This window comes from Candidatus Hydrogenedentota bacterium, assembly GCA_035416745.1.
In the GTDB taxonomy this organism is placed as follows: domain Bacteria; phylum Hydrogenedentota; class Hydrogenedentia; order Hydrogenedentales; family SLHB01; genus UBA2224.
Window position 1 is genome coordinate 18,090 of sequence record DAOLNV010000042.1, and the last position, 14,203, is coordinate 32,292.

The 14,203-nt window shown below is 59.8% G+C and carries 9 protein-coding genes; 5 read left to right on the forward strand and 4 right to left on the reverse strand.

The genetic code is table 11. The features are described from left to right. The first annotated feature begins 26 nt into the window (after positions 1–26). Complete coding sequence (locus tag PLJ71_13320; protein ID HQM49662.1) at positions 27–1,601, forward strand: exo-alpha-sialidase; 1,575 nt, start codon at positions 27–29, stop codon at positions 1,599–1,601. Between the two features lie 424 nt (positions 1,602–2,025). Here PLJ71_13320 and PLJ71_13325 read toward each other — a convergent pair whose 3' ends face one another. From PLJ71_13325 to mprF, 4 genes are all read right to left on the reverse strand, one after another. Next, complete coding sequence (locus PLJ71_13325; protein HQM49663.1) at positions 2,026–2,790, reverse strand: DUF72 domain-containing protein; 765 nt, start codon at positions 2,788–2,790, stop codon at positions 2,026–2,028. Between the two features lie 56 nt (positions 2,791–2,846). Continuing rightward, positions 2,847–3,755, reverse strand: coding sequence for a twin-arginine translocation signal domain-containing protein (locus PLJ71_13330; protein HQM49664.1), 909 nt, complete (start codon positions 3,753–3,755; stop codon positions 2,847–2,849). A gap of 16 nt (positions 3,756–3,771) precedes the next feature. Continuing rightward, positions 3,772–5,325, reverse strand: coding sequence for a Gfo/Idh/MocA family oxidoreductase (locus PLJ71_13335; protein ID HQM49665.1), 1,554 nt, complete (start codon positions 5,323–5,325; stop codon positions 3,772–3,774). A gap of 217 nt (positions 5,326–5,542) precedes the next feature. Beyond that, on the reverse strand, positions 5,543–8,128 hold the full coding sequence (gene mprF / locus PLJ71_13340) for a bifunctional lysylphosphatidylglycerol flippase/synthetase MprF (GenBank protein ID HQM49666.1): 2,586 nt from the start codon (positions 8,126–8,128) through the stop codon (positions 5,543–5,545). Between the two features lie 430 nt (positions 8,129–8,558). Between mprF and PLJ71_13345 the strand changes: the two genes are divergently transcribed. The 4 genes from PLJ71_13345 to PLJ71_13360 all read left to right on the forward strand — a co-directional run bounded on the left by PLJ71_13345 (position 8,559) and on the right by PLJ71_13360 (position 14,196). Beyond that, positions 8,559–9,368 (forward strand): class I SAM-dependent methyltransferase, encoded by an 810-nt coding sequence (locus tag PLJ71_13345; protein HQM49667.1) that lies wholly within the window; start codon positions 8,559–8,561, stop codon positions 9,366–9,368. A gap of 75 nt (positions 9,369–9,443) precedes the next feature. Further along, the gene (locus PLJ71_13350; protein ID HQM49668.1) at positions 9,444–10,232 is read left to right on the forward strand and encodes a formylglycine-generating enzyme family protein; all 789 of its coding nucleotides are present in this window, start codon (positions 9,444–9,446) and stop codon (positions 10,230–10,232) included. A gap of 529 nt (positions 10,233–10,761) precedes the next feature. Next, on the forward strand, positions 10,762–10,908 hold the full coding sequence (locus PLJ71_13355) for a hypothetical protein (GenBank protein ID HQM49669.1): 147 nt from the start codon (positions 10,762–10,764) through the stop codon (positions 10,906–10,908). Between the two features lie 195 nt (positions 10,909–11,103). Next, a complete protein-coding gene (locus PLJ71_13360; GenBank protein HQM49670.1) occupies positions 11,104–14,196 on the forward strand; it encodes a GH116 family glycosyl hydrolase in 3,093 nt (1,030 codons plus the stop codon). Positions 14,197–14,203: the final 7 nt, after the last annotated feature.

Consider the following 14,203-nt stretch of genomic DNA (forward strand, 5'->3'; position numbering starts at 1 on the left):
CTTGAGCCGGAACAGGAGAAACAACAATGTTCACGAAACTGGTTGTCGGCGTTTGGGTGTTGCCCTTCTCAATATTGCTCGCCGTACACGCCTTTGCCCTCGACATCGGCCAAGCGGCTGGCCCGGTCAGTTTTGAGAATCTGGACGGCGTTCATCGTGTCATGACCAACGAGAACTACGCGTCCAGAAAGGCGACGGTGCTCGTCTTCTTGTCCAGCCGCAGCGAAGCGGCGCTTGATCAGATAGAGGCGATGAATGACCTGTACAGGCGCATCCGGCTGGATGGAATTCTGTTCGTAGGCGTATGCCCGGACCCGAACCAGAAGGGGGAAGAGCTGCGTACCTTCCTGCAAAATGTTGGATGCATCATCCCGGTATATCGCGATCCTCAGGGAGAGGTTGCGAAGCAATTCGGGGCAACGGTGACTCCGGAGTATTTCATGCTGGACGAGAAAGGAATTCTTGTCTACCACGGCGCGCTCGGTGAACGGGAGGCCGGGCTCGAACTCGCGATCCAGGAGCACCTTGCCGGGAAAGAAGTCACTGCGCGCGCTGCGGTCAAGGGCGACCCGATTGATTCGACCGCGCCGGAGAGACAAGTGCCCAATAAGTACGGCACGATCTACTTCGCGTCGCAACTGATCTTCGAAAAGATCCCCGGGGCTGCCGTGCATCATTGCTCAACGGTTGCGGAAGCATCGAACAAGGACATCCTTTGTTTGTGGTACGGGGGGAGTTACGAATCCGCGGAGGATCAAGCGCTCTTTCTGGCTCGCCAGAGGAACGGCCAAGCCGCGTGGGATGAGCCTCAACGCCTGATCTTCGACCCCAACATGCCGCCAGGGAACGCCGTGATTTTCCAGGGCCCGGACCAAAGACTATGGCTCATCTGGGGACGCATGGAATCGGAGCGGCCCATACGGCGCGGCAGCGGCTGGGGCGAATGCCGGTTGATGTACCGGACATCAGCCGACAATGGCGTCACCTGGAGCGGCGATACCGAGATCCCGGATGGCTTTGGGTCTTTCCCGCGGAATCTGCCGTTCACGCTGTCCGATGGACGTTTCGGCATTCCCATGAGCGGCGAAGGGCCGCAAGGGCACGGAGGCTCATATCTCCTGTTTCTGGACCCCGCCGGCCCGGCCTGGACGCGCAGTGCGTTTGTGCGCGGCGGCAGCCAACCGACTATCATACAACGCGGCACCGGTGAACTCCTGATGCTCATGCGCAGCAGCCCGCGCATTCGTCAAAGCATTTCCGCCGACGGAGGCGCAACATGGCCGGCATCACAGGCCACCGAACTGAAAAACCCCGGTTCCGGCATCTGCATGACAAAACTGAAAAGCGGCCGAGTCCTTCTCGCCTTCAACGATACCGACGGCGACGACCGCACCCCGTTCAATCTCATCCAGTCCACCGATGACGGGATCACGTGGCAGGATCTGCGTACGCTGGAAGCCGACTGGGGCGAATTCTCGTACCCCAGCATTATTCAGGCCTCGGACGGACGAATTCACCTGACGTACACGTACCGGCGGTTCTCGATCAAACACACCGTATTCAACGAAAACTGGCTGACGAGCCTTGAACGGCCCAATTAGGTTGATTGCCCCCATCGGGGGTTAACACGAGCCGCTGATGGCGGCGGGTTCTGACTGCGCGGCCACTGGGTTTCAGTAAAGACGAATTGGAGTTCCGTCCTCCTTGGAGTCGCAGCGCGCAGGTTGGCTGTCTCCAAAGTTGGCGTGTTTCGAAATAGACGAGCTGCTACCTGCTGGATGAACAGAAGGGTCGTGTGAATCAATCGCGTGGAATCGGTGGCTACGCTGAAGCATGCCGGCAGGGGCTGGATCTTGGCGAGAAAACACGGGGCGCGCGTGAAAACTCTGTTCTGATGAGTGAGAGAGATTCCCGTTCACGCGGCTTCGCGACACCAGCTTTTCAGGATGCCCCCAACGTCTACGCGGCATTGGATGCGGCCTGCTGTCTGTGACACAGCGGCACGAGCCTCAAGACAAAGGCGGATCAGGTTTCGTGATGGACATTCTCGACGGCTTCTATCAACTCCCGGGCGTTTTCAACTGCGTACCCCTCGATATCGTTGTTGAAATAGACGAACACTTCGCGGCCGGCATCGAGCCATTCACGCACTCTCGCGGCATCCTTCCTGATGACGGCGCCGCTGTAACGCTCCTGGTAATGACCCGTGGGGCCGTGCCGCCGCACGTACACGAAGCTCGAGGCATTGGGTTCAGTCGTTGAACAGCGCGGCATGTCAGCGAGACACAACGCCGCGTCATGCCGGTCCAGCACGTCCGTGAGTTCGTCGCCAATCCAGTCGCGGTTCCGGCACTCCACGGCCACATGCCATGGGGTGCGCCCCGCCGCCTCCTTCAGGTCCGCGAGGAACGTGTCCAGCCGCGCCGTGTCGCGCCGTTGCGATGGGGGTAGCTGAACGAGCAGGGGACCCCGCTTCGCACCCAGAGGCGCCACTGCGGCGAAGAACTCCCGGACTTCTTCCCCGCAGTCAATAAGACGCTTTTCATGCGTGATGCGCCGCCACAGCTTGAGTGCGAACCGGAAGTCTGGCGGCGTGACTGCGGCCCAGCGCGTGACCATCGTCTCGCCTGGCAGGCGATAAAAGGTTGTGTTTACCTCTACGGTAGCGAAACGCTCTGCAAAGAACTGCAACCATTCGCCCGCCTTCAGCCCCCTGGGATAAAACCGGCCCCTGGCCCAGTGGGCATAGCTCCAACCACTCGTCCCCACGTGCAGCTTTCCAGCTGGCATCAAGACTGCCCTCGCGAGATGCTTGGGTCACTCGAGTTCGCCGGTACCTCTGCCGATCACACGTTCAGCATTTTGAGATATGCAACGCTCTGTTGCGTGAGCTCCCAGTTTTGCTCTACGTAGTAGTTCTTGACCCCGCCCACTTTTGCAGCGGTGAACGTCTTGACCCAATCGATACTGCCTTTGCCGAGCGCCACCTGCGGCCGCCGGCCTGCGCGCCGCCCTCCCTGCGTATCGCCGCCCGATGGGGGGGCTGCGCTCATATCGATGTCCTGCAGATGCATCGAAAAGAAACGGCCCGGGTATTTGATGAAGTAATCGGCGGCGACAAAGCCCGCAGCGATGGCGGACATCTGAAACTGGAACTTGACCAACGCCGGATCGAGCATTTCCAGCAACATGTCATAGGTCCGCGTGCCATCCACCGACGACATCTCGAAGCCTTCGTTGTGCAAGCCCTGCTGTATGCCGGCCTTCGCGGCGATAGCGGCGATTCGGTTGTACTCCTCCGCCGCCTTCTTCACCTGGTCGAGCGTCGGGTGGTTGCCCCCGTTTCCGTCCCCCAAGCTGGCGGTAATCATCTGCGTGATGCCGATTTCTTTGGCCCACTCGATGCTCTTCTCCTGTGAGTTTCGCAACTCGTCCATGGAGAAGTGGGAACTCACGGATTTCAGGCCGTGGTCCGTTAGGATGGTCTTCACGCCCTTCGGGTCCGCGAGCGGCGCGAACTCGTCGCCGTAGCCGATCGGCGAACACAACTCGAGATCGGTCACACCGATCCCGGCAATCTTCTTCACGAATGCCGGAAAGTCCTTGAGCATCAGACGCAGGGGCCAGACCTGGCATCCAATGGGCAATCCCAAGGGGCTCGCCGCGACTTTCTCCGCGCCTGCCAGCAGGCATCCTGCCACGCCGGATCCCATCGCCGCACTCTTGATGAAACCGCGTCTCGATATCGTGCTCATGTCTATGGCTCCTCCGTTACATTTCCCAGCCCGCACGATACTCGCGGGTAAGGTGCTTGTTTGCCTCGGGAACGTTCGTGATCGTTGCATTGGACGAATCCCAAAGAAGTCTTCTGCCGCCCAGCCGCAATGAAACAGCCGCCAGGTTCATCGCGTCGGAAATCGGGCCCGCAAGTGTGAAATCCCCGTAACTGGCCTGGCCTCCTTTGAAAGCGCTGATCCAGGCCGAATTGCGGTTGCCCCGCTGGCGCGGGGCGGGCTCGGCCGGATTGTTGGCCGCTTGGTAAGCGCGCATCTTTGCTTCGGGTATCAATTGAGGTTCTTCCGCGCGGAAACCGCCGAGGATCTTCCCCTGGTCGCCAATAAACAGCATCCCTTCCTCATCGAGTTCCTTGTTCTCCGCGAGGAGCTCGTCAGGGGTGGGCGGCCTGACGCCTCCGTCATACCAGAAGATGTCCACGGCGCCTCGATTCCCTTTGGGCGCAAATCGCATACGAACCGTACACGCCGTGGGAAATGAATAATCGTTATTGATCCGCTCGCAAACCAGGTCTGAAACAGCACACACGTGGCTCGGAGCGGACTCCACAATGACAGGCGAATCCAGATCAAGGAGTTGGAATATGGGCCAGAGACTGTAGTGTCCCATGTCGGCAATCGATCCGCCCCCAAACTCATACCAGCCGCGGAAATTGGTGTGGGTGTAATTGGGGTGATACGGGCGCTCCAACGATGGGCCCAACCAGAGGTCCCAGTCGAATCCCGCAGGGATCGGAGGCGTGTCGGTGGGCACAGTCGCGAATTGAGGCCACATGGGACGGCTCGACCAGTTGTGGATCTCCCGCAGCGTGCCGATGGCGCCGCTCGTGATCATGTCCAGCGCCGGTTTCACACGTGAGCCGTCACTGGCCGGCAGGAAATGCGTGGCAATGTTCTTCGCGCGGGCGGTCTCGACGACGAGCCGGGCCTCCAACAGCCGATTCGCCAGCGGCTTGTGCATGACCACATTCTTTCCCTTTTTCAGGGCCGCGACAGCCGCGGCGGCGTGCGTGTGATCCGGCGTCATCACCTTCACCGCGGTCACGTCTTCTTCTTTCTCCAGCAATTCACGGAAATCCACATAGGTGGCGCATCCCTTGAACCGTGCCTTACCGCGCTGTTTGGCGTAATAGGTTTCGACAATCTCCTTGCCGACATCCCGGCCCCCCGGCGGATGGTTGATACCTTCTCTCCAACCGGGTTCCTGAAGCAGCTCCCGGACTACGTTCCGGACCTCGCCCTTTTCCCATTCCAGGTAGTTCTCGCCGTCCTTCTCGACATCGCACATGGCAACGACCTGGACGTCCGGGCTCGCAAGTATGCCGCCGATCTCCCGAACGGCCTGTGTCCCGAAACCGATGCAGGCCAAAGTCACTTTCTCGCTGGGCGCAACGAACCCCTGGCCGCCCAGCACATGTCGTGGGACGATAGAGATGCCGGCAGCTGCCGCGCCGCCCGCCTGCATGAACTGGCGCCGAGAAAGGTTGCCGTCAGCGTTTGTGTTTTCTGTGTGCGAAGGACTGTTTTTCATTGGAGTTCTCCCCACGGCGATTGCTAGTGCATCCGAACCCTCGGAATGACCTGCATGCCTGAAGTCCTCTGTCCTTGTGCCCGCCCACGCCCCGCATGGACACTCGAGCGATCAGCCCGCCTCCTCAATATTACCGGATTTCCGATTCATCCAGGTAATGGTTGCACGCTCATGCGCAGCCCCTTTCTCGGGGGCGGCCGAACAGGAACCTCATGGCTCATTTGGCCACGGATCCTTTAATCCCGCGGTTTACCAACTTGGCAATGCTGGCGATTGCTTGTGGAAAAGCTGTAGCCCTGGCAGGCGCCGCGACGTAGCGGGGCTGCCATTCGGGATGGAACTTCTCCTTGTAGCGGCGCAGGCCTTGAAAGTTGTAGAACCGCTCGCCATGTTCGAAGACAAGCGCTGCCACGCGGTTCCACAGGGGTGAAGCTTGCCGTTTCTCAATGCCAGAGAGGGGCGCCATGCCGAGATTCAAGTCCTGGAATCCTTGCTCTTTGCCCCAAAGCATAAGTCTAAGAAAGAGGTAGTCCATGACTCCGGCGGGAGCGTTTTCGGAATGGCGCATGAGATCTATGCTGAGCTCTTCCTTGCCCTTGGTTTCGAAGAGGTTCGCGAAGGCCACAATGCGTCCGTCCTGCCTCAGAATGGCATGACGAAACTGGACAAGGTATTTCGGATCGAAAAAACCGAGTGAGAACCCTTTCTCTCGTGTTTTCTTGTGACGCAGCCAATCATTCGAGATCGTCTCGAGTTCGGGCAGCAGGGCGGGCACCTCCTCACGCTCGACAATGTGAAAGGCCGTACTTTCGCGTTCGAGCCTGTTCAGGATATGGCGTTCCGTCTTCCGGCCCGAGCCATCGAGGGAGAAAGACGCGAGGTTTACGTGGGCTTCTTCGCCTATCTTGACGGACATCAGGCCCAAGTCGGCGTAGAGGTAAAGATTCTCGGGTCTGACCTCGTAGAAGACTTGCATGAGTCCCTGGCGATCGCAGAGTTCCCGGAACTGCCAGGCGAGTTCGCGCCGGACACTCTCCGGGCCGACAGGGTCGCCCATGGCAACCGCGCAACGTCCAGCCACATTGTACATGATGAAGCCGCAGTCCGAGGTGTCCACCACGAACCGTTTATCTCCCAGCAACGCCAAGAAGGCGCATGTGTCAGTCGATGTAGCTATGATCCTGCGTATGGAGCCGGACACAGACGTGTCCGCGGCAAGTTTTCCGGCTGGCGCCGGCCGCAGCAGTCGCGTCAACCCGAAACATGCGACCAGGATACCCACTCCGACAGCGGCTCGCAGTGATCGCGGGGCACTCTTACTGAACTCGAACTGCCACCAGAGTTGCGAGGAGTATTCGACATGCTTATGCGCGAACAAACCCAGCCAGAAACTACTGGCGAGGACCATAGCGACACCCACGGTCCATGCCAGGCCCAGGCGAGGAGACAAAAGCGAACCCTTGCGGTAAAACTCCCCTCGGCACGGCAACAACGCAGCCAGAATCAGCCCGAGGAGCACGGCTTCTTCGTAGTCCAACCCTTTGACGAGAGAAACCACTATGCCAACCAATAACAGCGCCACTACCCCCCAATAGGCCGCGTCGACGCGCCGCTGAAGCGCCCGGGCCACGAGAAGGAGCGCCACACCGACAAGGCTGGCTGCAAAATGAGAAGTCTCCAGGAGCGGCAGGGGGATCCTGGATTCAAGCAGAGCGATTCGCCCGGACGCCGGAGGAGACGCCCCGGAAAGGAGCAGAACGCATCCCGCAATAAGAGTCAGAAACGCAAAGGCATCGGGGGCGATTGGCGAGAGGGCCCGGATTGTCTGCGAGGCGCGGCCAAACACAATACGCCGTTGGGCAAGTTCATATATTCCGAGGACCGTCACGGCAAGTAGCAGAGGCGTCAGGTAGTAGAGCACACGAAACACGATCAGCGCGGTAAGAATGCGCGCGGAGGGCGCATAGGGCGTCAGACAAGCAATGAGGACCGTTTCAAACACGCCGAGGCCGCCGGGGACTTGGCTTACCAATCCGGCGAGGAGCGCCAACATGAAGAAACCGGCAAAGGAGGGAAAACCGATGGGCGTATCAAACGACATCAGGCAATAAGCAACCCACGCTGTTACAGATAAATCGGCGACGCCCACCAACACCTGGCCGATCGCGAGTCTTCCGGAAGGTAGCTCGAGGCGCCACTTTTTCCAGTGGAGGTTTGCACGCCCTGAAAGACTTGCTGCCAGGTAACATGCGCTTATACCGGTCAAGCCAACCCCGAGGGGAAGACGAAACTGCGCGGGGAAAAGCGGCGGAAACACACCCCTCGGTTCCAGGAGACACGCCGCGCCGCCCATCGCGGCAAAGCCCAACCACCCGGTGAGCGTACAGAAAGCGATAATACGGGCAATATCGCCCGCGGAAACCCCCCAGCTCGAATAAAGGCGGTAGCGGATAGCGCCACCGCTCAAGAAAGAATACCCCACGTTGTTGCTGAGGGCGTACCCCGAGAAGGATACCAGCGCAAGGCGGTGATACGGCATCGGAATAGAGGCATAGCGAAATGCCAACACGTCGTAGAGGGTCAGGATGAAGTACCCCAAAGCGGTAAGAAACGCGGCCAGTGCAATATGCCCAGAGGATATGGCGTGAAAGGCCTCGCGCAATTCCTGGTAGTGGACGTTGCGAAACTCGTGATGGATGGACATTCCCGCCGCCAAGAACGCCGCGATGCCCACTGCAGGAGCGGCCTTGTGCAAGATGGAGCGGAACGAATAGCCGCTGCTATCTATGGCCGTATTATCCATGCATGCCCGCCCTGTTTCGCGTCTCTTGCCTCATCCGAGACCGCGTCCACGAGATGTTGTTCGCATCTGTGAGTGCTCGCTGCTGCAATGAACTTACAGCCTCGGGTACGTGAACGTCAACGATGCTCAACGTAATCAAGAACTGCCGTGTGTGGTTGTCCCCAAAGCCCGGTATCGCCGCGTATCTGACGGCTGAGAATCTTGCCCTTTGTCAACAACTCATCGGGCTCAATAAAAACCAGCATTACCCAAGCCATCACCAGTCACTTGAATCTCTTCACTACCCTGGTGATAATCACGGCAACGGGCGCTGCAGTGTTACGCCGCCATCCGCTGCACTTCCTGACCGCCGCCCACAACGAGGCGTTCCGGCCGGCGCGGAGAAGCTGCGCGGCTGAAGGCGGGCGTCAGGCATGCGGGGATCCAGACGATGGCTGAAACGGTGCCGGCCCTTCGTCGGCTCGACAGGAGTGCCTACCCTGAATTGACCGGGTACTCGGACGAGGAGATTTGGCGCGACAATGAGGGCCCCGGTGCGCTCTATCTGGCCGCACGGCTCTCGCGCCACATGGGAGTGAAGAAAGGCGGTCTCGTTCTGGATCTTGGCTGCGGCAAGGGGGAGTCCTCGATCTTCCTGGCCAGGCATCTCAGCGTCCGCGTGGTCGCCGTCGATCTGTGGACAGAAGCAACGTTTCTTGCCGGCAAATTCACGCGTCGCGGCTACGGGTCCCGGATCCTGCCTCTTACGTTGGACGCGCGGAGACCCCTGCCCTTCTCAAAGGGTTTCTTCGATGCGGTCTTCTGCATGAACTCCCTGAGTTTCTTCGGCGGCGACGCGGATTCTCTACGCCGGCTTGTCAGCCACATCAAGCCGGGCGGTTCCCTGGTCGCCGGCGGGGAGTGCATGAGCGGGAAGTTCACGGACGAACAGAGACGCGACCCTCCGAAAGTCTACAGCTTCGCCGAAGGCGTATGGGAGAACGGCTTCCTGAAACTCCATTCGCCAGCGTGGTGGCGGGAGCTGTTCATAGCCTCTGAGGTCCTGGACGTGCGCGAATGCGCCGAACTCGACGATGGCGTCGTTATGCATGAAGAGATGTTGACTGCCGCTTCGCCGCGCGGGTACCTTGGGGTGAGTGCTGCACAGACGAGGGAGCTGGAAATGCGGCAAGTGCTGTACGGCCGCGAACATGACCCGCGGATGACGGTATTCCTTGCCGCTGCTTCGAGGAAGCGATAGCCCGACAAGGAGCTGGGTCCGGCGGCGGAGACGCCGCAGCTCAGCCCCAGCGCTGGCGTGAAAGGAACAGTATCCATGAACGCTCCGAAGGACAGCCATCCAGGGGATGGCGACAAGACCGACTCGCCGAGGGCGGAGGCGAGTCCTTGTCCGGACGCGCCCGAACCCATGGCCGAACCCCATCCCGAAGCCGGCGCAGTCCATGCCTTTGCTGGTATGGACTTTGTGTGGGTTCCGCCAGGGACCTTCCTGATGGGAAGTCCCCTCGGTGAGGAGGACCGGTATGAAGACGAGGTGCAACATCAGGTCGCCATTCCCGAGGGGTTCTGGCTGGGGAAGACCCAGGTGTCGCAGGCACAGTGGAAGGCGGTCACGAGGAGCCATCCGTCGGAATTCCAGGGAAACCACTTGCCGGTGGAGTGCGTAAACTGGAACGACTGCCGGGGATTCATTCAAAAGTTGAACGCGCAGAGTGAAGGGGTGTTTCGCCTCCCCACGGAAGCCGAGTGGGAGTATGCGTGCCGTGCGGGGACCACAACTGCGTATTGCTTTGGCGATGACGCATCGAACCTGGGCGACTACGCCTGGTATGACGAGAACAGCGAGCGCACGGCGCATCCGGTCGGCCGGAAGAAGCCCAACGGCTGGGGCCTCCATGACATGCATGGCAACGTCTGGGAATGGTGCGAAGACTTGGTTGTGTACCCCACAGACGTCAAAGGCGCCCCCTCAGGAGACTGCCGCGCGGTGCGGGGCGGGTCCTGGAGTGATTTTCCCAGAGCGTGCCGCTCGGCGAACCGGCCCAGCCATTTTCCGTTCAGCCGCCGCAACAACTGTGGGCTTCGATTGGCACGGAATCCGTAGGCTGGTCTACCCAATGGCCCTTTTGTCCTCTCGCCTCCAGGGACCTATGAGATAGCTTGACACGCGTCGACATCTGCAATTCGAAGCCGTGCGACTGAGTTCAGGAGCCAAAAACAACACAATCAGGCGCCATGGGCTGAGGATAGATTCCAGAGGAGGATGGGCTGTCTTTTCCAAACGAAAGAGAGCATGATGCCCGCAGATTGAAACACGGTCTTGGGTCCGTCCCAAAAACGGAAGCGAAACGCGACCCAGTTCATCGGACACCGTTATGACCTGGAGCGAATACTCTCACCATACGTATTGCCTCACTGGAATTTTGGTCTCATCGGAACTTGTTTGATCAAATAGGCAGGCCATCCAAGAGATGGCCTTCCCTTTCCGCCAGCGGATGGTTATGTTGCCCGATCAAGTGCTAGTTGCGAGAGATGCTCAGGCTGTTTGGCACGAACACTCTCTATTTCAATCGGGCCAGAGCAGTAAAGGGCGAGCAGCGCCATGATGAAAGGGCGTCCACTATGAAGAGGACATGGAAATACACTGTGGGGGCCGGTTTATTGGCTGTAACCGGTACGCTAGCGGGTTGTGCGACGACCTCAGAACTCTCTACAGCAAGCAACTGTTCTGGGGCGTTCGTGGAACCCTCGACCAGGACGGCGGCGCGGGAGAACTCTGAGAGACAACAGGTCAAGACATCGAACAAGATGTCCGCGGAAGAGCATGACAAGCTTCTCGAGGAGTACCAGCGCTTGAAACGGAGATTCTGAGGCCACGGCCTGAGTATGAAATCTAACATTCCTTCCTGGGAATCCGGCCGCGCACGGCCTATAATGCCGTTCTTGTCCGGCCCAACGAGGGAAGGAATGTGAGAATGAGGCAAAACTCTCCCCCCGAACCCGCAGGCAAATGCTCAATGGCCTGCGGGTGTTCCGTTGACCGGCGCACGTTTGTGAAGGCCGCTGGAGGCGGCGCATTGACTTTGCTGGCCTCGCGATTGCCTGCGATGGCAGGGCCGTTCGAAGCTGCGGATTTCGGGAAGCTCGTGCCACCCGACAAGAAACTCAGCGCGGACTGGGTCAAGTCGTTGTATGCGCGGGGCACGCCGACAGTCTACCGGGGCGAGGAGTTGAGGTACATCGGTATGCCGGTTGGGGGAATCTGCGCCGGACAACTCTACCTTGGCGGCGACGGCACACTGTGGCACTGGGACATTTTCAATCAGCCAATTGGTACGGGCGCCGGCCACTACGCGCATCCCATGGAGCCGGCGTCGTCAGTCGAGCAGGGCTTCGTGCTGAAGATTGGCGATCGTATCCACGCGCTGGACCGTACAGGGTTTGCCGATGTTCGTTTCCGCGGCGAGTATCCGATTGGCATCGTGGAATATCGCGACCCGGCATTGCCGGCAGAAGTAATATTGGAGGCCTATTCTCCGTTCATCCCGCTCAACGCCGATGATTCCAGCCTTCCAGTCACGATTATGCAGTTGACGGTCAAGAATACCAGCGCCGAAGCATTGGATGTGGAATTGACCGGGCGGTTGGAGAACGCGGTTTGCCTCTACCACCGCGGCCTTGCCGGCAAACGCCGCAACCGGATTGTGCGCACCAGCGGGCTTACGTTTCTAGACTGTTCCGCCGAGAAGAGCGACCAGCCCGCTGAAGCGCCAGAGCCCGACGTGGTCTTCGAGGATTGGGCCAAAGAGGATTACGACGGTTGGACCGTGGAGGGAACCGCGTTCGGCACAGGGCCCATCCTGAAACCGGCGATTCCCGACTACCAGGGAGACGTAGGCGGCGATACCGAGCGAGTCGTCAACTCGCACGCCACCGCGCCGGGCGGGGACGTCGCCGCAAAGGACGAAGCGATTGGCAAGCTGACGAGTCGTCCCTTCAAGATCGAACGCCGGTTCATTCGGTTCTGGATCGGCGGCGGCAATCACCAAGGCAAGACCTGTTTAAACCTGGTGATCGACGGAAAGGTCGTTCTCACGGCCACCGGCCAGGCGAATAACCGGATGTCGCTCCAAAGCTTCGACGTGCGCAAACTAAAGGGCCAGGAAGCCGTCATCGAAATCGTGGACGCCGAGAGTGGCGGGTGGGGCAACATCGGCGTCGGCAGGATCACATTTACCGATGAGTCCCTCGAAACCGGCGAGCTGGAAGAAATGCCCGACTTCGGAACCATGGGGCTTGGGCTGCTCGGGGACCTGCCTGACCAGATCTCCGGCGAGGCAGCCGCGCCGCTGGACGACAAGCTGGTCGGCGAAATCGGCCGCAGGTTGAGGCTCGACGCCGGGCAATCCGCCGCGGTGACGTTCATTCTGGCCTGGCACTTCCCGCACTTGACGATGGACAAGCTACCGGGCGGGCGATTTTACGCGACGCGGTTTGCATCGGCGGCCGCGGTCGCGCAGTACGTGAACGATAACTTCGCCCGTTTGTCGGGCGAGACGAAGCTATGGCGGGACACATGGTATGACTCCACGCTGCCCTACTGGTTCCTGGACCGCACGTTTCTGAACACTTCCATTCTTGCCACGTCAACGTGCCACCGGTTCAAGGACGGACGATTCTACGGTTGGGAAGGAGTCGGCTGCTGTGCCGGCACATGTGGACACGTTTGGCAGTACGCCCATGCTGTCGCGCGGCTATTCCCGGTGTTGGAACGCGACACGCGCGAACGGGTGGACTTCGGTCTGGCGCTCGCGCCGGATGGCGCCATCCGGTTCCGCGGCGAGCACAACGATATTCCAGCAATTGACGCGCAATCCGGGGCCATATTGCGGGCTTACCGGGAGCATCAAATGTCGGCGGACCCGGCGTTCTTGCGCAGGAACTGGGCGAACATCAAACGCGCAATGGAATGGTTGATAGCCAAAGACGCGAACGGCGACGGAATTATCGAGGGCAACCAGCACAACACGCTGGACACGGACTGGTTTGGCCCGGTGGCATGGCTGAGCGGTTTGTACGTCGCCGCATTACGGGCCGCCGAGGAGATGGCGCGCGAGGCCGGCGACACGGAATTCGGGGAGCGGTGCCGGGGCATCTTCGAAAAGGGGCGGCAGAACATCGTCGACCGCCTGTTCGATGGCGAATACTTTATCAACAAGCCTGACCCCATGCACCCCGACGCGATTAACTCGGGCAGCGGTTGCGAGATCGACCAAGTAATGGGCCAGAGCTGGGCTTGGCAAATCGGGCTGGGACGGGTGTTGCCGCAGAAAGAAACGCTGTCGGCGTTGCGTTCGTTATGGCGTTACAATTTTACGCCCGATGTCGGCCCTTACCGGGAGGCGAACAAGCCGGGACGCTGGTATGCGATGCCTGGCGAAGCCGGTTTGTTGATGTGCACTTTCCCGCGTGCAGACTGGAATTATGACCAAGCCAAAGGGAAAGGGGCGGACTGGGCCGCCGGGTATTTCAATGAATGCATGAACGGCTTTGAATATCAGGCCGCCGGGCACATGATCTGGGAGGGCTTGGTGCAGGAAGGGTTGGCGGTAACGCGCGCCGTGCATGATCGGTATGACGCGTCGCGGCGAAACCCCTGGAACGAGATCGAGTGCGGCGACCATTACGCGCGTTCGATGGCCAGCTACGGTGTTTTCCTGGCGGCGTGCGGCTTCGAGTACCACGGACCCAAAGGGCACATAGGCTTTGCGCCACGACTTACACCCGAGAACTTCAAGGCGGCATTCACGAGCGCCGATGGCTGGGGAACGTTCCGCCAGACCATTAGTGACAAGAACCACGAGGCGGAGATTGAGCTACGGCTCGGTACGCTTCACGTGCGGACGCTGGCATTGGCGACAGCGGCGGAACCGCGAATCGTGACGGTGACGGTTGCCGGAGACAAAGCCGCCAACGAACATCGTATGGAGAATGGCCGGCTGCTAATCACCCTGACCGACCCGGCCCGCATCGAAGCTGGAGACAAGATCAACATCGCAATCTCGTAAATAGATG

Coding starts and splice junctions, on each gene's coding strand:
- PLJ71_13320 (HQM49662.1), top strand. CDS start 27: ATGTTCACGAAACTGGTTGTCGGCGTTTGGGTGTTGCCCTTCTCAATA.
- PLJ71_13325 (HQM49663.1), bottom strand. CDS start 2,790: ATGCCAGCTGGAAAGCTGCACGTGGGGACGAGTGGTTGGAGCTATGCC.
- PLJ71_13330 (HQM49664.1), bottom strand. CDS start 3,755: ATGAGCACGATATCGAGACGCGGTTTCATCAAGAGTGCGGCGATGGGA.
- PLJ71_13335 (HQM49665.1), bottom strand. CDS start 5,325: ATGAAAAACAGTCCTTCGCACACAGAAAACACAAACGCTGACGGCAAC.
- mprF (HQM49666.1), bottom strand. CDS start 8,128: ATGGATAATACGGCCATAGATAGCAGCGGCTATTCGTTCCGCTCCATC.
- PLJ71_13345 (HQM49667.1), top strand. CDS start 8,559: ATGGCTGAAACGGTGCCGGCCCTTCGTCGGCTCGACAGGAGTGCCTAC.
- PLJ71_13350 (HQM49668.1), top strand. CDS start 9,444: ATGAACGCTCCGAAGGACAGCCATCCAGGGGATGGCGACAAGACCGAC.
- PLJ71_13355 (HQM49669.1), top strand. CDS start 10,762: ATGGAAATACACTGTGGGGGCCGGTTTATTGGCTGTAACCGGTACGCT.
- PLJ71_13360 (HQM49670.1), top strand. CDS start 11,104: ATGAGGCAAAACTCTCCCCCCGAACCCGCAGGCAAATGCTCAATGGCC.